21 protein-coding genes and 1 pseudogene are annotated in these 23,130 nt (G+C 38.7%); 4 read left to right on the forward strand and 18 right to left on the reverse strand.

Translation table 11 applies throughout. The features are described from left to right. Nucleotides 1-17: 17 nt before the first annotated feature. The 4 genes from efp to G4417_RS09705 all read right to left on the reverse strand — a co-directional run bounded on the left by efp (nucleotide 18) and on the right by G4417_RS09705 (nucleotide 3,206). Entirely contained in the window at nucleotides 18-575 is a 558-nt protein-coding gene (efp, locus tag G4417_RS09690; RefSeq protein WP_008703519.1) for an elongation factor P, read from the reverse strand. 143 nt (nucleotides 576-718) lie between these two features. Continuing rightward, nucleotides 719-1,243 carry a shikimate kinase gene (locus G4417_RS09695; RefSeq protein ID WP_173683291.1) on the reverse strand — a complete coding sequence of 175 codons (525 nt, stop codon included), beginning with the start codon at nucleotides 1,241-1,243 and terminating at the stop codon, nucleotides 719-721. Next, nucleotides 1,240-1,743 carry a YqeG family HAD IIIA-type phosphatase gene (locus G4417_RS09700; protein ID WP_173683292.1) on the reverse strand — a complete coding sequence of 168 codons (504 nt, stop codon included), beginning with the start codon at nucleotides 1,741-1,743 and terminating at the stop codon, nucleotides 1,240-1,242. The genes G4417_RS09695 and G4417_RS09700 overlap by 4 nt, the downstream gene beginning before the upstream one ends. A 101-nt stretch (nucleotides 1,744-1,844) precedes the next feature. Continuing rightward, a complete protein-coding gene (locus tag G4417_RS09705; protein WP_173683293.1) occupies nucleotides 1,845-3,206 on the reverse strand; it encodes a citrate/2-methylcitrate synthase in 1,362 nt (453 codons plus the stop codon). A gap of 488 nt (nucleotides 3,207-3,694) precedes the next feature. On the opposite strand from G4417_RS09705, the gene gdhA reads away from it, so the two are divergent. Further along, nucleotides 3,695-5,029, forward strand: coding sequence for an NADP-specific glutamate dehydrogenase (gene gdhA, locus G4417_RS09710; RefSeq protein ID WP_173683294.1), 1,335 nt, complete (start codon nucleotides 3,695-3,697; stop codon nucleotides 5,027-5,029). A 192-nt stretch (nucleotides 5,030-5,221) separates the two neighbouring features. Here gdhA and nrdR read toward each other — a convergent pair whose 3' ends face one another. Then, entirely contained in the window at nucleotides 5,222-5,671 is a 450-nt protein-coding gene (nrdR, locus tag G4417_RS09715; RefSeq protein WP_173683295.1) for a transcriptional regulator NrdR, read from the reverse strand. Between the two features lie 171 nt (nucleotides 5,672-5,842). On the opposite strand from nrdR, the gene G4417_RS17520 reads away from it, so the two are divergent. Together G4417_RS17520 and sigG are read left to right on the forward strand one after the other, a co-directional pair. Then, entirely contained in the window at nucleotides 5,843-6,097 is a 255-nt protein-coding gene (locus G4417_RS17520; RefSeq protein WP_173683296.1) for a PRC-barrel domain-containing protein, read from the forward strand. A 188-nt stretch (nucleotides 6,098-6,285) separates the two neighbouring features. Further along, nucleotides 6,286-7,065 carry an RNA polymerase sporulation sigma factor SigG gene (sigG, locus tag G4417_RS09725; protein WP_173683297.1) on the forward strand — a complete coding sequence of 260 codons (780 nt, stop codon included), beginning with the start codon at nucleotides 6,286-6,288 and terminating at the stop codon, nucleotides 7,063-7,065. A 144-nt stretch (nucleotides 7,066-7,209) separates the two neighbouring features. On the opposite strand, the gene G4417_RS09730 is transcribed toward sigG, so the two are convergent. From G4417_RS09730 to G4417_RS09765, 8 genes are all read right to left on the reverse strand, one after another. After that, complete coding sequence (locus G4417_RS09730) at nucleotides 7,210-10,098, reverse strand: CDP-glycerol glycerophosphotransferase family protein (protein WP_173683298.1); 2,889 nt, start codon at nucleotides 10,096-10,098, stop codon at nucleotides 7,210-7,212. 97 nt (nucleotides 10,099-10,195) lie between these two features. Then, nucleotides 10,196-11,467: a CDP-glycerol glycerophosphotransferase family protein gene (locus G4417_RS09735; RefSeq protein WP_173683299.1), complete on the reverse strand. Its 1,272-nt coding sequence runs from the start codon at nucleotides 11,465-11,467 to the stop codon at nucleotides 10,196-10,198. An 11-nt stretch (nucleotides 11,468-11,478) separates the two neighbouring features. Then, nucleotides 11,479-11,895, reverse strand: coding sequence for an adenylyltransferase/cytidyltransferase family protein (locus G4417_RS09740; RefSeq protein WP_173683300.1), 417 nt, complete (start codon nucleotides 11,893-11,895; stop codon nucleotides 11,479-11,481). Between the two features lie 62 nt (nucleotides 11,896-11,957). After that, nucleotides 11,958-13,217 (reverse strand): CDP-glycerol glycerophosphotransferase family protein, encoded by a 1,260-nt coding sequence (locus tag G4417_RS09745; RefSeq protein WP_173683301.1) that lies wholly within the window; start codon nucleotides 13,215-13,217, stop codon nucleotides 11,958-11,960. A 75-nt stretch (nucleotides 13,218-13,292) separates the two neighbouring features. Beyond that, nucleotides 13,293-14,285: a stealth family protein gene (locus G4417_RS09750; RefSeq protein ID WP_173683302.1), complete on the reverse strand. Its 993-nt coding sequence runs from the start codon at nucleotides 14,283-14,285 to the stop codon at nucleotides 13,293-13,295. A gap of 14 nt (nucleotides 14,286-14,299) precedes the next feature. Beyond that, nucleotides 14,300-15,400 carry a glycosyltransferase family 1 protein gene (locus tag G4417_RS09755; protein ID WP_173683303.1) on the reverse strand — a complete coding sequence of 367 codons (1,101 nt, stop codon included), beginning with the start codon at nucleotides 15,398-15,400 and terminating at the stop codon, nucleotides 14,300-14,302. Between the two features lie 58 nt (nucleotides 15,401-15,458). Then, on the reverse strand, nucleotides 15,459-16,196 hold the full coding sequence (locus G4417_RS09760; protein WP_173683304.1) for an ABC transporter ATP-binding protein: 738 nt from the start codon (nucleotides 16,194-16,196) through the stop codon (nucleotides 15,459-15,461). Nucleotides 16,197-16,306: 110 nt separating this feature from the next. Beyond that, nucleotides 16,307-17,083 (reverse strand): ABC transporter permease, encoded by a 777-nt coding sequence (locus G4417_RS09765; protein WP_173683305.1) that lies wholly within the window; start codon nucleotides 17,081-17,083, stop codon nucleotides 16,307-16,309. 254 nt (nucleotides 17,084-17,337) lie between these two features. Here G4417_RS09765 and G4417_RS09770 point away from each other — a divergent pair, with 254 nt between their 5' ends. Beyond that, nucleotides 17,338-18,468: an acyltransferase family protein gene (locus tag G4417_RS09770; protein ID WP_173683306.1), complete on the forward strand. Its 1,131-nt coding sequence runs from the start codon at nucleotides 17,338-17,340 to the stop codon at nucleotides 18,466-18,468. A gap of 89 nt (nucleotides 18,469-18,557) precedes the next feature. On the opposite strand, the gene G4417_RS09775 is transcribed toward G4417_RS09770, so the two are convergent. From G4417_RS09775 to G4417_RS09795, 5 genes and pseudogenes are all read right to left on the reverse strand, one after another. Then, on the reverse strand, nucleotides 18,558-19,397 hold the full coding sequence (locus G4417_RS09775; protein ID WP_173683307.1) for a TPM domain-containing protein: 840 nt from the start codon (nucleotides 19,395-19,397) through the stop codon (nucleotides 18,558-18,560). 11 nt (nucleotides 19,398-19,408) lie between these two features. Continuing rightward, nucleotides 19,409-20,497 carry a hypothetical protein gene (locus G4417_RS09780; RefSeq protein ID WP_173683308.1) on the reverse strand — a complete coding sequence of 363 codons (1,089 nt, stop codon included), beginning with the start codon at nucleotides 20,495-20,497 and terminating at the stop codon, nucleotides 19,409-19,411. A 27-nt stretch (nucleotides 20,498-20,524) separates the two neighbouring features. Continuing rightward, complete coding sequence (locus tag G4417_RS09785; protein ID WP_173683309.1) at nucleotides 20,525-21,814, reverse strand: SPFH domain-containing protein; 1,290 nt, start codon at nucleotides 21,812-21,814, stop codon at nucleotides 20,525-20,527. Nucleotides 21,815-22,166: 352 nt separating this feature from the next. Continuing rightward, nucleotides 22,167-22,475 (reverse strand): annotated as a pseudogene (locus G4417_RS09790) (DapH/DapD/GlmU-related protein); the annotation flags it as partial. Between the two features lie 96 nt (nucleotides 22,476-22,571). Beyond that, on the reverse strand, nucleotides 22,572-22,994 hold the full coding sequence (locus tag G4417_RS09795) for a flavodoxin (RefSeq protein WP_173683310.1): 423 nt from the start codon (nucleotides 22,992-22,994) through the stop codon (nucleotides 22,572-22,574). Between the last annotated feature and the right edge of the window lie 136 nt (nucleotides 22,995-23,130).

The following is a 23,130-nucleotide window of genomic DNA, read 5'->3' on the forward strand; positions in this document are numbered from 1 at the left end:
AACTGGTTTCATCCTGATTATACTCGAGAAAGATATTCTCCTGTTCTTGTATCGATTTTCAGTTTATCGCCCTGGTTAACAAACAGCGGAACCTGAACCTGTGCACCAGTCTCTACAGTGGCTGGTTTTGTAGCACCCTGTGCTGTATTTCCGGCGAATCCCGGCTCTGTCTCAGTAACTTCAAGTTCTACGAACAGAGGAGGCTCAATAGCAAATACATTTCCGTTGTGGGAACAGATCTTAACCATCTCGTTCTCCTTAACGAATTTAAGAGAATCTCCAACCTGATCTTTTGTAAGACCAACCTGATCATATGTCTCTACGTTCATGAAGTAGTACAGATCACCATCATCATACAGATACTGCATGTCTACACGCTCAATACGTGCAGCCGGGAATTTCTCTGTTGGACGGAAAGATTTCTCAAGAACTGCTCCTGTAATAATGTTTTTGTATTTTGTTCTTACGAAAGCAGCACCCTTTCCTGGTTTTACGTGCTGGAATTCAACGATCTGACATACGTTTCCGTCAATTTCAAGTGTGATACCGTTTTTGAAATCACCTGCTGAAATCATAGTTATATTTCCTCCTTAATAGTACAGTTCAGCAATGCTGTGTCTTTTGACAACAACAGCCGTTCAAAGTGTGTGTCCCTCTCATGCTTTTCTCAGTTTTGTGACACACTCTTATTTAATTTTATAATATTCTGCTGTTTTTTTCAACTATTTTTTACACATGTTTTCAATTTTTCTTCAAGCTGAGCGATCAGATCCTCAAATGGCTTATCTCCTGTGATCATCTCAACATCTGCAAACTTCGCATATACCGGATCACGCTGTTTAAGAAGTTTCTTGATTTTATCTTCTCTGTCTTCTCCCTCGATCAAAGGATTGCTGCTGGAATTTTCCAGTCTCTTCTTCAATGTTGCATAAGATCCCTTCAAATATACTACAGTTCCCAGTTTTTTAATATATTTTTCATTCTGTTCCTGCATCGGAAGACCGGAACCAAGAGAAATGATCTTCTGCTCCGGATCGTCGATCAGTGCCTTGATCACAGTTGTCTCAAGAGCTCTGTAAAATGGTTCTCCGAATCTGTCAAAGATTTCTTTCATTGTAAGGTTCATCTTCTTTGATACTACGCGGTCAACGTCTACAAAAGGAAGATTGAAATCTTTTGCCAGCCGTTTTCCTACTCTTGTCTTTCCTGAACCCATAAATCCTATAATAACAATATGGTTCATGAATTCCCCTCCTCTTTACGGTAAAAATATAGTACAATTCTTTCAAGATATCGTTTCAGTACGATCTGAATCTCTTCTTTCGGATTGAGTGGTTTCACCAGAATATTCCGGATTCCTGTGCGTTTCGCACCATATATATCAGTAAAAAGCTGATCTCCTATAAAAATTGTATTACTTCTGTCTGTCCCAAGAAGTTCCATTGCCCTGATATAATTTTTCGTTGAAGGCTTGTGTGCATTCTCGATAAACTGCGCTCCTATCGCATCATTAAAAGAAGAAACCCTCTCGTACTGGTTATTTGACAGAAAGCAGCATTTAAACCCAAGTTCCTTCAGATGTGCAAACAGCGCACATGCTCTCTCATCTGCCGGTGCACCATGAGGTACCAGAGTGTTATCTATATCAAACAGAAGTCCTCTGTATCCCTGCGCATACAGATCATCAAAGTTTATCACATAGGTAGAATCCAGATATTCATCCGGAAAAAAACAATTAAACATCCGTAGTCATTTCCTTTATTTGTATTTTTCTGGTTACTGTTCACCGACAATATCCCGCAGGATATTTTGTCATGAATATGACAAATCCCAGATCATTATGATCAACGTTCATTAAGAGGAACATATACTGCCGGTTCCAGAACATTCTTATATGCCGGACGGATAATCTTATCTGCATTAATGAGTTCTTCCATACGGTGCGCACTCCATCCTACGATACGTGCAACTGCAAACATCGGTGTATATAATTCCAGTGGCAGATCCAGCATACTGTACACAAAGCCGCTGTAAAAGTCCACGTTGGCGCTTACACCTTTATAAATACGACGCTCTTCTGCAATCACTTCAGGTGCCAGACGTTCCACCATGGAATACAGGGCATAATCTTTCATTCTGCCTTTTTCCCTTGCCAGAGTTTCCACATATGCCTTGAAAACTTCAGCTCGCGGATCAGACACTGAATAAATCGCATGTCCCATTCCATAGATCAGACCCTTCCGGTCAAATGCTTCTTTGTGAAGAAGTTTCTTCAGATATGTACGAACTTCGTCTTCATCCTTCCAGTCCTTAACTTCCTTCTTCATATCATCAAACATCCTGACAACTTTAATGTTGGCACCGCCATGCTTTGGTCCCTTTAATGAGCCAAGTGCTGCGGCAATCGCAGAATATGTATCAGTTCCTGATGAGGAGACCACATGAGTTGTGAATGTAGAGTTATTACCTCCGCCATGTTCCATATGAAGGATAAGCGCAATATCCAGGATCTTTGCCTCCAGATGTGAATACTTCTTATCCGGGCGAAGCATTCTCAGAATGTTCTCTGCTGTGGTAAGTTCTTTCTTCGGATTATGGATATAGAGACTCTTATCTTTGATATAATGGTTATAAGCCTGATATCCATAAACAGATAAAAGCGGAAATACACTGATCAGATTCAGACACTGTCTGAGCACATTCGGCAATGATGTATCGTCTGGGTTGGTATCATAAGAATATAAAGTAAGCACACTTCTGGAAAGCCCGTTCATGATATCCTTGCTCGGAGCCTTCATTATAACATCACGCACAAAATTTGTAGGAAGTGACCGCTGATTTGCCAGAAGCTGTGTAAAATCTGCAAGCTGTTTCTTATCCGGAAGACTGCCAAATAATAAAAGATAGGTAACTTCTTCAAATCCATATCTGTCATCTTCGATAAATCCCCTGGTCAGATCTTTGATATCATATCCTCTGTAGGAAAGACTTCCCGCACATGGAACTTCTTTGCCATCAACAATCTTTGTGGCTTTCACATTAGAAACCTGAGTCAGGCCTGCAAGAACCCCTTTTCCATTAATATCACGAAGACCTCTTTTCACATCATATTTTGCATACAGAGAAAGATCCAGACTTGTATGTTCCCTGCAAACCTCCGTCAGATTTTCAATTTCAGGTGTTACTTTTGTTTTAAATCCCGCCATGTAATAAATCTCCTTTCTTCACAATTCTCTCGATAATGATTCCCTCCTCGTTTCTGTCATCGCAACAATTTTTGCAGATGCACATCTCTGTAAATTATTATAGCATTTTTTTCTCTTTCGGTCTACATCTTATATATTCTGTTTCTGAACATAAAAAAATCAGATTACTGTTCACACACTACTATCCTGCAAGGTGTTTTTAACTTCCATTGGCAGTCTCTTACGGATACATGGCAATATAAGAATCGAAACGTACAGCACGAATTTATGCAGTTCTTATGAATATACTGTATTTTTTCGGAATTGCTATAAATTGTATGGATGATTTTTAACATTTTCTCATACTTAGTGGCATTTCGCAAGTACCAATTTTGTTCAAAAAAATTTCATAAAAAAATTTTCATTTGGCTCTTTCCATTTGTAACACTTTAGTGTATAATAACGTCGATTTAAAAAATAATTATACGATGGACGAGGAGGAAATCATAATGTCTTATACTGAAGAGGTATACGAAAGAGTCGTAGCACAGAATCCAAATGAGCCTGAATTCCATCAGGCAGTAAAGGAAGTTTTAGACTCCCTTAAAGTCGTAATCGACAAAAATGAAGAGAAATACCGCAAGCTTTCCATTCTGGAACGTCTTGTTGAGCCTGAAAGAATCATCTCTTTCCGAGTTCCGTGGGTAGACGATAAAGGTGTTGTACAGGTAAACAAGGGTTATCGTGTACAGTTTAACAGCGCAATCGGACCATACAAGGGCGGTTTAAGATTCCATCCGTCAGTAAATCAGGGAATCCTTAAATTCTTAGGTTTCGAACAGATCTTCAAGAACTCTCTTACAGGTCTTCCGATCGGCGGTGGTAAAGGTGGTTCCAACTTCGATCCTAAAGGAAAATCCGACAGAGAGGTAATGGCATTCTGCCAGAGCTTTATGACAGAACTTTCCAAATATATTGGTGCTGATATGGACGTTCCTGCAGGTGATATCGGTGTAGGCGGACGTGAAATCGGTTATCTGTATGGCCAGTACAAGAGAAACCGCGGTCTGTATGAGGGAGTTCTCACAGGTAAGGGACTTTCCTATGGCGGATCTTTAATCCGTACACAGGCTACTGGTTATGGTCTTGTATATATGCTCGATGAAATGGTTAAAGCTAAAAACGATACAATCTCCGGCAAAACTCTCATCGTAACAGGTTCCGGTAATGTTGCTATCTACGCTGTAGAAAAAGCTACTGAACTTGGCGGCAAGGTTGTTGCCATGTGTGACTCTAACGGATATATCTATGATCCGGAAGGAATCAAACTTGACATCGTTAAAGATATCAAAGAAGTAAAACGTGGACGTATCAAAGAATATGCTGACCGCGTTGAAGGTGCTTCTTACACAGAAGGAAAAGGCATCTGGAACATCAAATGTGATATCTATCTTCCATGTGCAACTCAGAATGAACTTGATCTTGATGCTGTTAAGACTCTTATCGCAAACGGATGCAAATATGTTGCAGAAGGTGCTAACATGCCTACTACCCGTGAAGCAACCGATTACCTTATGGCAAACGGTGTAACATTTATGCCTGGTAAGGCAGCTAATGCCGGTGGTGTTGCTACTTCCGCACTTGAAATGTGCCAGAACTCTGCAAGACTTTCCTGGACAGCAGAAGAAGTTGATACAAAACTTCACCAGATCATGGTTGACATCTTTAACAAAGTTGATGACGCTTCCAAACGTTACGGTATGGAAGGCAACTATGTTGCAGGTGCTAATATCGCAGGATTCGAGAAGGTCGTAGATGCTATGATCGCTCAGGGTATTGTTTAATTATTAATATTAATCCAAAGTATTATCTGAGTTGATATCAGTTATACTACCCCATAAAAAATATAATGTAACACCGGTCAGAATTTGTTTTTATTGATTCTGGCCGGTGTTACATTTTTTATTTTCCGGATTTATATTTTTCTGAATTGCTATATATTCATGAATAACATCACTATTTATCGAATGATTACATCAGTTCATAAATTTCTTCAGTTCATCCATAAATGTACTGACATCCTTAAATTCCCGGTAAACAGAAGCAAATCTTACATAAGCTACCGCATCCAGCTCTTTCAGATGTTCCATTACTATCTCTCCAATCTTATTACTGGAGATTTCTTTCTCTTCCGTATTAAAAATCTCGCCTTCAATAGCATCCATCATCTCTTCTACTTTATCTATGGATATCGGTCTTTTATAGCAGGCTCTCAGAATTCCTGACTGAATCTTGGAACGGTCATACTGTTCTCTGTTCTGGTCTTTCTTGATCACAGTAAGTGGAATACTTTCCACTTTCTCATATGTAGTAAATCTTCTGCCACAGACATCGCACAGACGACGTCGCCGAATAGAATTAGTATCTTCTACAGGTCTTGAATCCACAACTCTTGTATTATCCTGATTGCAAAATGGACATTTCATAAAAAGTCCCCCTTAAGTCATAACATTAATCTTTCATTGTTTCTGTTTTCAATAATATACTATAGATTCATTATACTGTATTTCACTTTCCGGTGTCAATAAAAGGACTTGCATAAATGTTCAAAAAAATACATAAATTTAATAAAACAATCAGATTATAGGATATTTCTCATGCGCATCTGCGAATTAAAACAAAAAGAAGTTATCAACACCTGTACATGCCGCAGTCTCGGTTGTCCTGTTGATATAGAATTCAACTGTAAAACCGGTCTTTTTACATCACTAATCGTTCCGGCTCCCGGAAGATTATGTTGCTTTTTTGGAGGAAATAATGAATATATCATCCCCTGGGACTGTATCCGCCAAATCGGAGATGATATTATCCTTGTAGAGATTGACGAAGAAAAATGTTTTCATAAAAGCTGATATTTTTTGTCAAGGGCTGATATTTTTTATATTTTCTCTTCCATGGTATAAACATTCTTCCATCTGAGAATCATTTTTATTATAACATTCCCGGAAAATAATCCTTTTAAAGTCAGAGTTTCCGGGATTTCTGTAGAACATGAATAAATCTGTTTTACATTCAAAGATAATAAGGAGGATTCAATAAGATGGCACTGAACAAAGTAGAAATCTGTGGAGTCAATACATCGAAACTTCCTGTTCTCAATTCAGAAGAAAAAGAGGAACTGTTCAGACGGATCAGAGAAGGCGACGGGCAGGCACGGGAATTATACATCAAAGGAAACCTCAGGTTAGTTCTCAGTGTGATACGCAGATTTCAGAACAGCAATGAAAATGCAGATGACCTCTTCCAGATCGGATGTATCGGACTGATCAAGGCAATCGATAATTTCGATACTACTCTGCAGGTAAAATTTTCCACCTATGCAGTTCCGATGATCATCGGTGAGATTCGCCGCTATCTCCGGGACAATAACAGCATCCGCGTCAGCCGTTCCCTCCGTGATATTGCATACAAAGCAATCTATACCAGGGAAAATTATATGAAACAGCATCTCAAAGAACCAACCATCACTGAGATCGCTCAGGAGTTAGGAATTGAAAAAGAAATGATCGTTTACGCCATGGATGCTATTCAGAATCCAGTAAGCCTTTTCGAACCTGTTTATACAGAAGGTGGAGATACTCTGTATGTCATGGACCAGATCAGTGATAAGAAAAATAAAGAGGACAACTGGATTGAAAATCTTGCTCTGAGAGAAGCTGTGCACAAACTCACTCCCAGAGAAAAACATATTATTGAACTGCGCTTTTATGAAGGAAGGACCCAGATGGAAGTAGCACAGGAAATCGGCATTTCCCAGGCACAGGTCAGCAGGCTGGAAAAAAATGCCCTGAAATATATGCGTAATTATCTTCGTCCTTAGAGCGTATCTGAAAAATCAGTAACATTAAAGTCATAAGGACATTTAATTTTTCAGAGAAAAAGCAGTCCGGTACTTCTGTATTCCCAGACTGCTTCTACATAACATGGATATTCCTTATCTGTTTACAGGATATTCTCTGTCCTGTTATAATTTCAGAATTTCCCTCCAGTTATCCCCGGTAAAAATCCTTTTTACCTGTATTTTCTTTGACATAACAGGGAAGAATTCTTTTCTTTCAGTAAATACTGCCACATAATTAAATTGCGACTTGCCAGTCAGTCTTCCAAATTCCCTGCTATAAAAATCTTCCAGCATTTCCGGCACATCCTGCGATTCAGATTTCATAAACCTGTCATGACACACATATTCTTCATCTGTTGCCGGATAAGAAGGTTTCCAGTACAATACTCTGATCTTCTTCGAAAGCTCTTCTAATTTTTGTGCAGTTTTTTCATTTTCTGCTCCGGTGCCGATCAGGGTAATATCAAATCGTTCCATATCCACTGACTTCAGAAATTCATCAAACTCACCTGCCTGATCAGTATTTTCAAAGTTTCCGGCATAAACAAGAATCTTTATTTTTGAAGTTTTATTAAGAAATACAGGATTCTCCGGCTTTGCCCCCTCAAAAACTGCCGCTGCAATCCTCTCACAGGCATGTCCGTCATCCCACAAACAATTTTGGCTTTTTATCTGCCTGTATCGTTCCTGATATGGTTCAACTGCACTGGAAATATTCTGCAAAAATCCTCCCAGGGTTTCTTTATCTGCCGCCACTGGTCCCGGAAGATTTTCCTCTTCAAAATACAACCCTCTGTTATGCTCAAAATCATCTTTATCCGGATGATAAAACAGAACAGATCTGTCTGTATTGAGAAAATCATAAAAAATACTTGAATAATCGGAAATCAGTACATCCGTAATTGCAAGTAATTCATTTGTATCCATAGTTGCAGGTACGAATATATTATACTCAGAACCTGTTTCCACCTGATATTCTTTCATGTGGTAATATACAATCTGATGCAATTTTATGATCAGTTGATACTTCGCACTGTCTATATTCTCTCTTACCGTTCGGATCAGCTCATATATTGTTTCCATTTCTGTCTCGGGAGTACTGTATTTTTCTCCCCGCCAGGTAGGCGCATAAAGAATGATTTTTTTATCATTCTCCAGATTAATCCCACATCTGTGCAGTTTTCCCAAAGTCTCTTCTCTGTTATTCCGGAAAAATGCATCATTTCGTGGAAATCCCTCTTCCAGCACAACACCCTCATAAATATTTTTCAATTTATAGGAGTTTTCATATGCTGTTTTTGTCATATAAGATCCTGATGATACAATATAATCTGCGTTCAAAAGGTTTTCAGCCGTATTTCCCTGTGCCACACCTGCCCCCTGGATATCAAATCCCATATATTTAAAAGGTGTCCCATGCCAGGTATTAAGATACACCTGCTCTTTCCTTTTTGCAAAATAACTTGGGAAACTCACATTATTGATCAGATATTTTGCAGTAGAAATCGCTTTACAATACTCTTTTGATTTATACTTCACAAACTTCACATTCGGATATTTCTTATACTTCTCAATTTCTTCTCCGTTATCCAAATAATCATCAATGATCCAGATATGTTTATAATCCCTGTACATTTCTTTTGACATCAGATATTTAAAGATAGCATAAGGGTTACAGATCATCCCCCTCCCGCCAAATGCCTCATAAAGGATTGTTTTTTCCTCTACCGGATATTCCTTTACATATTCCGCGCATGTGGTACGCATCTGATATTTATATCTGCACTGGAGAATTGCTTTTTTATTCTGCTCGTAAAATTCGCCCCTTCTCATAAGCTCTTCAAAAAGATGATTCCATTCGGAAACTGCCTTTTCAATAGCAAAATCCTCTGATTTCCAGATTGCATTCCGGGACATTTTTCTTCGTAACTCATCATCATGGGCAAGCTTCAGCATTGCCTGAGCAAATTTATCCACATCAAATGCCTCAGGTAAAAATCCTGTTTTTCTATCATCAATGATCAGATCCATTGCTCCTGTATGGAAAGCAATCACCGGAAGTCCGAATTCAAATGCTTCCATAATTACCATAGGCCAGCCTTCCCATCTTGAAGGAAGCAGAAAAACGGAGGAATTCAGATAATACTTTTCCGGTTCATTCGTATATCCTACAAAATTAACCCTGTCTTCAATATGACGCCTTTTGGCATCTGCGACAATTTCATTCCACAGGTCTCCTGAGCCAATAATATCCAGTTGCCATTCATCATCTTCCCTGCAGAATTTTTCAAATGCCTCCATCATAAGGTCAAGTCCTTTGGCATATACAAACCGTGTTGCCATAAGAAATCTTTTCGCTTCCGGATCGCACTTTTTCTCACTCACGAAACTTCTCGGATTGATTTTTACCTCTGTAACAATTCCAAGTATTTTTTTATAATCTCTTTTATCATAATCGCTTAATACAATATATCTGTCAAGCTTTGGAAGATATTCCTGAAGCAATGCCTCCTGTTTCCAGAATACCACATTGGGCACTTTCAGATATCCGTCAAAACAGTTATGCTGCCAGCCTATGGTTTTTGCCTTCAGTCTGGGGGCCAGCATCCCCAGTCTCAGGCTCAGAGATGCTGTTGTAATAATAATATCATAATCCTGTTCATTCAGATACTCTACCCATTTATCCTGTGTTTTTTTGGGAAAAATGGCATCCGCCAAAACAGAATTTAACTTTTCACGATTAAAAATTCCCCATTTATTATTTAGTTTTCGTACCAGATATCTCCAGCAAAAAGCAGGTGTATGATGACGGTTCACAAAGAAATCGTTATCAATAAAATCCACTTTGATATCTTCGCTCATATGATACATATTACGGTCTTCTTTAAACCGGTCTTCATATACCATAATTGTCACATCATGTTCTTTTACCAGTTCATTTGCCAGAAGAGTGACTACTCGTTTTGTGCCACCAAGATCAAATATCTTTGTACACCAGATACATATTTTCATATACTCTTTCCTCTGTTATTTATTTCCAGTTTCTTTTGCCTGCATTTTATGAAACTGCTATATCAGCTTTCAGATACAGACAGGAATATATTTATTTTTACAGTTTCAGATAATCCAACACTCTCTGACAATAATTTTCACATACATTATGAGTCTGAACTCTCACCTTTGCCCGTTCTTCAATATACGAGTCTTTTTCATTCTTTACATCCAGTAAAAACTGTTCAAACTCATCCATATTGTAAATATGACTGCCCGGCATATATTCTAACGGATTTTCAAATACCCAGCCTCTGGACTCTGTATATTCCTTATAATCATCCAGTGTAAATCCCAGAGGTCTGTCCAGAAGCAGATAATCAATTGCCACAGAGGAATAATCGGAAACCAGTGCATCTGCATAATGAATAAACTCATACAACTGCACATCTTCTCTTTCAAGATCCCGGTTTTCCAGATAAATAATATTCGTCAGTACATTATCCCCGAAATCATAAGGAATCTGAAGGTAATGCTTCTTAATTACGATCAGAATCTTATTTTCCCGGCAAAAAGTATTTAACTCCAGCAATTTCTGTTTATCATCTATAATCGGAATATTAAATTCATTATTCAATGTTTCCTCGTTCAGACGTTCACTTGAAGCATGACGATACGTCGGCATCCACAGAATCAATTTTTTACTGTCTGTTTCTTCCAGAAGTTTTTTACTGTATTCTGCTGCTCTGCTACTTCCCTTCAGCATCAGATCGTATCGCGGATATCCCAGTGGAAGAAGTTTTTTGGAAGTACATCCAAAAAATTCCATTTTTGTTTTTATAAAAATATCTCCCGGAATCAGACAATAATCAAAAAACACTTTTCTGTTCTTTTTATTTGCCTTATATCCACATCCATGCCAAAGGTCAACAAAAAGCTGGTTCTTTCGCGACATCCCAATCCAGTTAAATGCCTGAGTATAGAAAATATATTTTGAAGTCAGGGCATACCTGTATGCCTCAGCTCGCCGGATAGAAGAGTTTTTCTTAAAATTTCTGACAAATTTTACATTTTCTGTTTCATATTTTTTATATTTTCCAGGCTCATGAACCAGCCAGACGATTTCATACTTTTTATTATATCCCTGTTTTACCAGATAATCAAAAAGTGCGCGTCCGTTATCTGTAAAATCATCGTTTGTTTCAAACAGAATCCTGTTTTCCACCATCTTTGGAGGGAATTTTTTTATATAACGGATTTTCTTTTTATCGTACAGCACATAAGTCACCGTAGACCATAATTCCCACATCATGGCTTTTGTTCCCTTTTCCCGCTGCACCTTTTTAATATTTCCAAAAATCTTTTTTGCTTTTCCTGTCAGTCTGCTCATACTCTTCTTCCCTAAAATTCTTTCAGTTTTTCACGGAGCATGGTTGATGAGGTATCCTTCGTATACGGAAGGTATATCAATCTGGCTCCCAGTTCTTCCATCTGCTTTCCTGTTTTCTCCCAGCGTTCATTTCCCTTCCAGTCATCTCCGATGTAAATCTCATCAAATCGAATTTTATTCCAGATTTTTCCTTTATCCAGAGTATCAGTTACAATGACCTGATCCACATACCTGATGGCACGTACGATCTCCGCTCTTTCCTCCAACGGAACAATTGGTTTCTTGTGTTTATAAGATTCCACAAGTGCATCTGCATTCACACCTACGATCAGATAATCACAATGCATCTTTGCATTTCTGATCAGATTTAAATGTCCAATATGAAACATATCAAATGTCCCCTGTGTATATCCGATTACTTTTCCCATAATATTCTCCCTGTTTTTTCATCCGACAGACAACTGCCTGTTTTTTTACAGTCATACAGCAGTTACAATTGTAAATAATCTGCCAGTCTTTTACAATAATTTTCTGTTTTATTATGCATTTTCTTCAGACTCTGCGCTCTCTCCTGCATGTAATTATCTGTTCCATCTGTCAAGTATTCCATAAATCTTCTAATATCACAGGCATTATAAATCTTCTCTCCCGGCATATACTCCAGTGGATTTTCAAATACAAATCCTCTTTTTTCCTTGTACATATCATAATCTGCAAGCACATATCCTAAAGGTCTGTCCAGAAGAAGGTAATCTACTGCTACTGATGAATAATCTGAAAGCAATCCGTCACTGATTCCAATCAATTCATACAGTTTTACCTGTTTTTCATCCAGCAGAGTTTCCGTAACATAACGTATATTGGTAAATTCCTGCTCATTCTGTTCCCATCCGGTCTGAAGCGGATGCTTCTTTATGATAAGAAGAATTTCATACTCTCTGAGATAATTATCGATTTCATGCAATTCCCTTATATTTTGTATTGCCGGGAGCTGACAGGGAAATTCTATCTCACTTTCCGCACAGCCTCCCAGATCGCTCTTTCTGAAAGTCGGCATCCACAAAACAGCCTTTTTTCCGTTCCATCCGAACAGTTTTTCCAGGATTTCCGTTTTGCTCATTGACGGATGTAACATCCAGTCATATCTTGGATATCCCATCATCAACAGTCTTTCAGGTTCACAGTTCCATAGTCTGGATTTTGTTTTCACAAATACCGGTCCCGGAACAAGTGCATAATCAAAATCAGGTTTTATATTCTGCTTTTTCTTTCCCTGTTCTGCATCTTTGTAGCCGCATCCATGCCACAGATTCACAACCTTCTGTCCCTTACACCGGTATCTGTTTAATCCTGCACTGTTATGTGAATAAAAGAAAAAATCAGCTGTAGCACCATAATAAAATGCCATTGGACTGCTCCATCCATATTTATTTTCCGCAGTTACGAATTTTACATTTCTTATCTTTCTGTTTCTGAATTTCTTTTTCTCAGAAACCATCCAGATGATCTCATACTCTCTATTATAGCCGGAATTTATCAGATATTCATAAAAGGCTTCCGGATTATCTGTACAATCCATCATCTCCCGATTCTTAAATACAAGACGATTCTTCTTCACCCGTCCAAAACGCATAGTCAGCTTTCCAATGACCTGATTCTCCGTTTTTGTCATAAAACGACTGATATAATGCAGGATCATCCCGGCAAATCCCAGTTCATCTGTATATTTTTTTACCGCATCCTTTGTCATATATCCTCCTGCACTTTTTGTAAATTGTTACAGCTTATTGGTACACTAATCCGTTTACATCCGACATTCCCATAATTATAATTCAAATGTAGATTTTTTCGGCAGAATATATTCAAAAGATTCTCTCATATTTCTTTTTCGTGCCTCAAAATCACTGATATTTTCTGTATCATTTATGCACAGTATCTTACATTTCTGATTTCTGAGCGTATCATGTATCTGCTCATCATGAATACTGATCGTAAGAAATTTTCCGATTTTTGGCGACTGAGGTTCATATTTTCCCTCCATATACTGCCAGTATTTCATAACATACTGATTTACATCTCCTGCAGAACGAAATCTGGTCCGACACACTCTGTCCAGTACTTCTTCCTCTTCACTCCATACTTTCTCAAAAGTACTTTTCAGAAAAGGACTGGAAATATGAGAGTATTTAAAACTTGAAAATTCCCTGTACGGAAGCATCAGCATGTTTCTGAATACCATCGTCCCATATACAGGATGAAACCATTTCCTCCAGTTTCTGCGAATAACTTCTTTCTTTGAATAATGCATATTTACAAGTGCTGCATCATTCATAAGAATCGATGCAAAAGGATTATTGATATCGTCCTGTACCAGCGCAGTTTCAATACAATAATCCCTTGGAAGACCTTTTCTGAAAAAATCTTCCGGTTCCATCTTATTTATAATAAAAGTATCATCATTAAAATACACAAACTGTTCGGATAAACCTTTGATACGATGCATATTCAGTTCAATGGGATGGCTACTGAATGTAGGCAGATATTGTTCAGGAATATAATCCTCATGTTTCACAACTGTAAGTTTCGGATGATTCCTGTTAAGCCACAAAGGGATATGTCCCCATGTCACAAAATATATATGATTCACCCATGGAGTAAATTTTTCAACACCTCTGAACCAGTACTGCAGATTTTCCCAGTCCCGAAATCTGCTGTCCAGGTTCTGACCGCACCTGATTCCCAGATATTCATTTCTCTGTTTTATCCAGTCTGCATCTGAACCATCCACCCAGGGCAGTACAAAATCAATCTTATCCATCTCTGTACATTACCTCAGTTCTGATATAAATCTCTCAGATATTTTGCTTCTGTCTCAATATTAAAGTGCGCATCTGACAGCTTTTTCTTTATCGAAGTTACATCTTCTCTATGCATACAGCTCATCCTCATTACCGTCATCGCCCACTGTACATTATCCACTTCAAGAGACAACCGTCTGACTCTCTCTGAAAAAACTATTGCTTCCTCAGACACTGCATCTGACATCACACATGGAAGTCCGTTTGCCTGCGCTTCTATCAGAGCAAATGGAACTCCCTCAAAGACAGACGGAAACAGAAAAACATCCATAGCAGACAGATATCTGCGGATATTTTCCTGTCTGCCGGCAAAATATACCTTATTCTCAAGACCTTTCTGCACTGTTTTTTCTTTTATCTGCGTATAAAGCCCCTCTTTTGGTCCAACCAGGCACAGGATCACATCCTCTTTTTCAGAAACTATCTGCTGAAAAATATCAATCATCCTGTCATGATTTTTTGGAATATCAAATCGTCCCACATGACCGATTACTGTTTTATTTTCCCATCCAAGTTTCTTTCTCAAAGAAGCTCTCTCTTCTTCTGAAAAACTGAATTTTTCTACCTGAATGGCATTATTGATTACCTTAACCTGTCCATTCTGAAAGGCTTTATCTCCAAAGAGCCATCTGCCTGCCATTTCTCCACATGCAATCCTGTCCGTGGCATATTTCGCAATCTTCGGTCTGTTCCACCAGTCCATCATCTTACGGATTAGTCCCGGGCAGGAAGAACTGTGGCTGTGTGCAATTATTTTTGGTATCTTCATTGTATAAGCCACACGAAGCGGAACAATGTTTGCAGCCGAAAGCATATTTACATGGACTGCATCATATTTTGTTTCTTTTAGAATATTTTTCAGTTCTTTTATATAACCGCGATAATTTTTTTTCACATTCGGAATATAATAAATTTTTCCACCCAGTTTTCTGATTTCCTCTTCATGTGCGATTTTATCATACATGCATACAAAATCAAACTGCACATCCATATGAACCAGAATCCTGTAATAATTCATTACAAACGCCTCCAGTCCACCGGAGACATTTCCCATTCCAATCTGCAAAACCTTCATCTTCTTCTCTCCTACATAAATCAGTTCAAATGTCAGTGCAATTTTTATTTTTGGTACACTAATTTGTCATTTGTTCATACTGTTCGGAAATCGTATCAATATCTCCGTATGCAATCAGCTTTCCCTTTTCCAGGATCATCGCCTTGTTACAGATTCTCTGTACCTGTGCCAGAGAATGAGAAACGAAAAGAACGGTAACACCCGAATCAAACATACTTAATACCTTTTTTTCACTTTTCTTTCGGAATTTCGCATCTCCCACTGAAAGTACCTCATCGAGGATCAGGATTTTAGGAGATACTACTGTTGCAATAGAAAATCCAAGTCTGGATTTCATGCCGGAAGAATAATTTTTGATAGGAACATCAATAAATTCTTTTAATTCTGAAAACTTCACGATCTCATCATATTTTTCATCAATAAAGGCTTTTGTATACCCAAGCATCGCACCATAGAGATAGATATTCTCTCTGCCTGTATACTGTGGATCAAATCCTGCTCCCAGTTCCAGAAGCGGAACCATTTTTCCATATTTGGTCACTGTTCCTTCTGTTGGTTTAAAAACTCCTGCGATTACTTTCAGAAGTGTACTTTTTCCTGCTCCGTTCAGACCCAGAATTCCTACACGGTCGCCCTTTTCTACTGTAAAGCTGACGTTCTGCAGGGCCCAGAACTCATTATACTGGATTTCCTTCTTTAAGGATTTAATAATATAATCCTTCAGACTGTCTACTTTTTCTTTACTCAGATTAAATTTCATACTGACATTATCAACAATAATTGCAGGTTTACTCATTTTTACTCCTTATGTCTCTGGTCCGGCGGATATTTAAAATCCGCTTCGCTACTTGCTCATAACCGAATTTTTTTCTATGAAATTTCTTATAATATCTTGTTTATCATTTATCAGATATAGAGAATAAAATCATCTTGTTTCTTTTTAAAACAGATCAGCCCGATCAGCATACTCAAAACTGCAAAGGCAACTGTATAAATCAGATAATCAATATTCATAGGTTCCCCAAATACACCGCTTCTGAATATATCAATTACACAATATAACGGATTGTATTTCAGTATCCATGCCCATCCGCTTTTCAAGAGCTTAGACGGATAATAGAAAATTGCACAGGTATACATGACCAGCATCAATGCTACAGACCAGAGATATTCCATATCACGGAAAAATACTCCAATTGTAGCCAATATCATACCACATCCATAAGAAATAAACAAAATTAATACCAGTGCAACCAGCGACTGCCACAGGTGCGTTGTCGGCTTCACTCCAAGTACAACGCTTACCACTGCAAGCACGATCAGTGAAATGAGAAAAATCACATAATTAAACAGTACACTGGATAACGGATACAGATATTTGGGCACATACACCTTTTTGATCATAGCTGAATTCTGCCTGATAGATTTCAGTGCAGCTTTTGTTGCCTGCGAAAAAAAGCTGTACAGAAGTCGCCCTGTCAGGATATAAACAGGAAAGGTCTTATCCGTGTTTCCATAAAGAGTACCAAATACAATAGTCAGTACGATCATGGTCAGAAGTGGTTCCAACAGAGACCATATCATTCCCAGATAAGAACGTCTGTATTTCAGCTTAATTCCCTTTTTTACCAGTTCTGACAAAAGGAACTGATATTGCATAAAATTGTCAACGTATTTTTTCATGTTCTCTCCATTATTTTTATTTTTTATTTGATTTCATAATGATCGGACAGATGATTTCCGAAACATTACAGTACAGCCTGACCTTTATTACAGAACAAACCACTTTGTACTGTAGCATATTCTTTTCTCTCTTGCAACTGGTATCCTTCATATTTTTTATTCATAACCCTGTTTTGAATAAAAAAAGTTGTAAAGCAGTATAAAAAGTTGTAAACTGGTACTTAATATAATTTTTATTTTCAAGGAGTTTTATTATGGAAAAATCTTCAAAAACACAAGCTTCTTCCCTTACTGTTTTTGGCAGACAGGAATCTCTGTGTCTTAAAGGAATTGCCATTATCATGCTGATCTGTCATCATTGTTTCATGCGCCCCTCACGTTATAAGGGACAGGATCTTATTTTTATAATTCCGGAACCAATCTGGAATTATGTTGCACTTTTTTTCAAAATCTGTGTCTGTATTTTTGTGTTTATCAGTGCTTATGGCATTACCAGTAAAATAAAAAATTCTTCTGTTTCAGAAGACCAACTGCCGTTATATGTCAGAAACGTTATAATTTCCCGATTGATTCGCCTGTTAGGAGGTTTTATTTTTGTCTTTTTACTGGTGGATTTATTTGGATTTTTTTATGATCCCGGACGTTTTGCAGAAATTTATGGAACTTCATTTCCCGGTTCTGTGGAATATTTTTTCATAGATATGCTTGGACTTGCCCATCTTTTGGAAACTCCTACTTTTCTGGGGACTTACTGGTATTATAGTCTGGCAATTATTATTGTTTTGATAGTTCCGGCTTTTTATCTGCTTCTACGGCGAATGGGAACCGTTCCTTTTTTAGGATTGATCGCCGTTATTAACTTCACAGTATCTATTCCAAACCGCGATTTCTGGCATTATCTTTTGTGTATCGCAGTAGGAGTCGTATGTGCTCACAATAATACAATTGCCCGGATCGTTAATTTTCAGGTTGTAAAATCATCCAAAACCGGTTGTTTTATCAAATTTGTGATTGAATGCATTCTGATGTTTCTTCTTATGATCCTTCGGCAGGGTCCTTTGATGGGACCACTTTATCCATTGTGGGACGCTCTGTTTCCGGTTATTATTGCTGCTTTTTGCTGCGAATTTATATTTATCATTCCCGGACTGCGCCAGATACTTATATTTCTTGGAATTTATTCCGCAAATATTTTTCTAGTCCACAATTATATCCGTAAAGTATGGTTCTATGACTTTACTTACAGTTTCAAATATCCTCTTGGAATTATAACTGTTTTATTTATGATTTCATTAATACTGTCTATTCTTATTGAACAGTTGAAAAAGATTTTACACTACAATCAATTTATCAATTTCCTGGTCAGCAAGAGTGCTCAGCAATAGACAGCACCTCTATCAGGACAGATTATTATATATAAAAAATCCTGATCTTTCGAATCAGGATTTTTTATATACGTTTATGTCCATAACAATCAGAATGAACCGCTAGAACCTCCATGTGTCTCACCTGAAGAACTTGTATGAGTACTGCTTCCACCATCGGAACTTTCCTCCTTCGGTTTTGCTGTACGTGTGACATGATTATACAGGAACATATCACGGCTTTTATTTATATGAAGGCTTCCTGATTTCATATAATCCGCTGCATCTGGTTTCATACGAACAGTCTTCATACCGCTTCTCATCACTACAGATATAATCACTGCAATAACAAAGCCTATCACAAGTGCGATAAGAAATCTTATATAAAAAGGCTGCGTTTCCTCCGGCAGATTTTCAACATCATAAGATTCCCCATTCTGCGCCTGGATGATAAATTCCTCACACAAATCTGCAAACTTCGTAAATCCTTCATAATAATCGCCATCAGAAAAATATGATACAATATTGTCTGTTATATATTCCTGCCCCGCATCTGTAAAAATGCTGATAGCCTCTCCATGAGTAGATATCGCCCATTTGCGTTCAGACATAGTCAGCATAAAAAGAATACCGCTTTTGTCATCTCCCATTCCATAATCATTGTAATCAAAGAAATCATCTGCATAGGCTGTCGGATCCATACCGTCTATACTCTCTTCTATATCAACTACAATATCGCAATCATAATCTTCACTGATCTGATTCAGTTTTGTTTCCAGTTCTTCTTCCTGATCCGCATCCAACAGATCTGCAAAATCCGACAGTCTTTGTGTATGTACTTCTTCTGACGCATAAACATTCTCTGAAACTATTCCGGCCGAAAATCCTGCAGTCCCTGATATGACAAGGACAGAAGCCAGAAATACAGGTATAATCTTTTTCTTTAACATTCTTCGTCCTCCTAGAAAATCAGCATTTCAACAAGATAAGCAAAAACTGTAAAAACTGCTGTCAGTCCTACAAGCCATTTCAGATAAATCTTCTCATCTATTGGAAGATCACCAGTCATCTTTCCGGTCTGTCCGTTCATGGCAAATATGTACTTCTCACCTTTCCAGGTTGTATTCAAAATCCATACCGGATACAAAGCATACTGTGATTTTCCACCGGACATACGCACATTCGTGTTTTCCGGAACTACAGTTGCATATCCTTCTACTGTACCTGCCAGCACATCTTCTGCGCTCTGCTTCATACGGACATGTGCTCTTTCCACACTCTTCTCTGCACTGACATCATATTTATCTGCCAGATATCCGGAAAGATATGCTGTCTGGAAATCTACTGCTTCTGCCATATTAAACGGTTCAATAGACTCCATAAGATCATCCGGCATTTTCTCCGAACCATCTACCGGTACAGCGGAAAATGCCATATCACCACTTCTTTCTACAGAATAATAGCTGGTTTCTGTATAATCATAGTCATCGTCACTCCACATTCTCACCTTTGTCGCTTTATAACGCACATCTGCATCAACATCTGCATCAAAAAGCCAGAACGGAACATATACTCCTTTGATCTCATCTATATGATTTTCTTTACGGAAAGCTTTCGGTAAAAGCCGTCTGCCCTTAATGTGTTTATAATAAGCTTCTTTTGCCGCTTTCTTGTCCAGTTTAAACGGAATTACCATATCCGGTCTCAGGTCACCTTTAAATTTCTGCGTCATAATTACCGGATTTCCACAATATGGACAGTTAGATGCACCTGTAGTCTCATCTGCAATAATCTCGCCGCCGCAGGACTGACAGGTGTAAACATTCATTCCATCTGTCTCACCTTCCTGCCATTCTCCGCCTGCATTTGTCTGCCAGCCTGACAGATCATCTTCCTGACCGGCTTCTCGTTTCATCTGTTCATTAAGCTCTTTTAGAGTTTCCACTTCGAACTCTGTGTCGCAGTACGGGCATTTCATTTTTTGTGACTTACTGTCGAATTCTATTGCACCACCACAGGCAGGACATTTATACTCTTTTAAATCAGACATAGATTTTCCCCCTCGTACTGTATTCTCTTACTGTCTTGGTTTACCGCATTCTGCACAGAATTTTCCGGTATTTTCAGCTCCGCAGCTGCATGTCCATTTGCCTGCCGGTCTCGGACTGCCACACTCTGAACAGAACTTCCCGGTGTTTACCGCACCGCAGCTGCATGTCCACTCTGCCGGCTGTGGTTTCGGTTTACCACATTCTGAGCAGAACTTGCCTGTATTCTCTGCGCCGCATTCACACTTCCACGTACCAGACCCGGATGCTGCCTGCATCTTCGGAGCTGCCTGTGACTGAGCCGCCTGCTGCTGTGCCCCCATCTGATAAAGATTCTGCATATTAGCTCCGCCTGCCTGACCTGCCATTCCCATTCCCATAAATCCTGTCATTGCACCTGCGGTATTGGACGCTGCTGCTTTCATTGCATCAGCCTGTGCTCCGGCAAGAGTAGCCGCCGCCATGGTCGGGTCACGCAAAATCGCATTTTTCTGTGCATCTTTGATCATCTGTGCATCTTCTTCCGGAAGTGTTACAGGATTCATCGCAATAGAAACAACTGCAAGACCTCTGGTCTCTATCCATTTCTTTGTAAGTGCCTCATTCATGGCATCACACAATTCCTGCACATGACCCGGAATCGCACTTGGGCGGATCTGAAGTTCTGAAATCTTTGCAAACGCAGGCTGCAGGGCACTGACGAATTCAGTCTTTAACTGTCCCTCAATTTCTTCTCTGTCATACTGCATTTCAACATTTCCGCATACATTGGTATAGAACAGAAGCGGGTCTACAATCTTATAGGAATAAATACCATTGCAGCGGACGGATACATCAATGTCAAGACCAATATTTCTGTCTACTACACGGAATGGAATTGGATTAGCTGTACCGAATTTATTATCTACCAGCTCTTTTGTATTGAAATAATAAACTCGCTGGTCTTTACCTGTATCACCACCATATTCAAAGCGTTTCTTTACCGTCTCAAAAGTTCTTCGTATTCCTTCCCCCAGGCTTCCGGAGAAAATAGTTGGTTCTGTAGATGCATCATAAGTAAACTGGCCAGGCTCCGCACATACTTCCACGACTTTTCCCTGTTCTACAATGATCATACACTGACCATCTGCAACTGCGATTCCTGAACCGCTTGTAATAATGTTATCGCTCCCTTTTTTATTAGAAGAACGTCCGCTGACTCTCTTCTCACCTTTTACTACAAGGACATCTTTATCAATCGCATCACAATAGAAAAACTCTTTCCACTGATCTGCCATTGTACCCCCAAATGCTCCGGCTGCTGCTTTAATTAATCCCATAATGTATCTCCTTTCACAAGACAATTGTAACTTCATACATTTGCTGATCAGCTCAGATGCTCCGTCTGATTCTGTAAATCATTTCGTAATTCATACAATAGCACTCTATATTTTCTTTCTTTTCTTTTAATTGTATGAATTTTTATGTATGAATTTATCATATCACATTTTTTACGGTCTGTCATTCGCAAAAACTCCTTTTTTCTGTCATTTCACAACATATACTTACTGTTTACTCCGTTCTCAGCAACATATCCATAAATTCATTCCAGATTGTCTGCAACAATAGAATTTATCCGTAAAAAGCCGCTGTATAAGTTTTCTTTCTTAATACAGCGGCCTGTCAGTTCTGCTATTTATTTTTATTCTTTACTTCTTCCCACGCCTCATCATCAAATTTCTGTTTCTTAAAGTAATAGATTCTGTCTTCATCTGTAATCTCGCGAATTACTTTACATGGATTTCCGGCTGCGATCGTATTATCCGGGATATCTTTGGATACTACACTTCCTGCACCGATCACTACATTACTTCCAACGGTAACACCCGGAAGAATCACTGTATTTCCGCCGATCCATACATTATCTCCCACTGTTACAGGAATTCCGTATTCATATCCTGAATTACGGCTGTCCGGATGAACCGGATGACCCGCTGTATAAAAAAACAGTTTCTGTAAATATTATCAACCGAAAAAAGGAGACTGCCGCATATTCATACAGACAGTCTCCCGATATTTCTTATCTTATCTATTCTGTTATACTAATGCAGCACCTAAAGCTTTGCAAGCATCTGTAGCTTCATCATCTGGCTCTTCCTGGCAGATCACGCTGTCGCATACAAGATTTGCACCTGCTTCTTTACAGGACTCTTCCCAGTTACGCATCCATTCGCCGTCTCCCCATCCATAAGAACCAAACAGAGCTATGTTCTTGCCTTTCAGGGCATCTTTGCATCCGTCAAACATTGGCTCGAATTCTGTATCTTCGAGAACTTCATCTCCCATTGCAGGGCATCCGAAGGCGATTGCATCATATTCAGCAACTTTAGAACCGTCAAAATCCTCACAGGTATGAAGAACAGCTTCGCCGCCTTTTTCTCTGATTCCGTCTACAACTGCGTTTGCCATTGCCTCTGTGTTTCCTGTGCTACTCCAATATACAACTGCTACTTTACTCATGATTAAAATCCTCCTTAAATTTGCTCTGCCTTCTCTTTGCCGCAAAGCCATGATTTATATTATAATAAAAAGTCATACGGCTTTTCTATTATACTGATTCTTAAACGGACTCTCCGTCCCTGCTATATTACTGTAT

The sequence above is a fragment of the Blautia wexlerae genome (assembly GCF_013300825.1).
GTDB classification, from domain to species: domain Bacteria; phylum Bacillota; class Clostridia; order Lachnospirales; family Lachnospiraceae; genus Blautia_A; species Blautia_A wexlerae_B.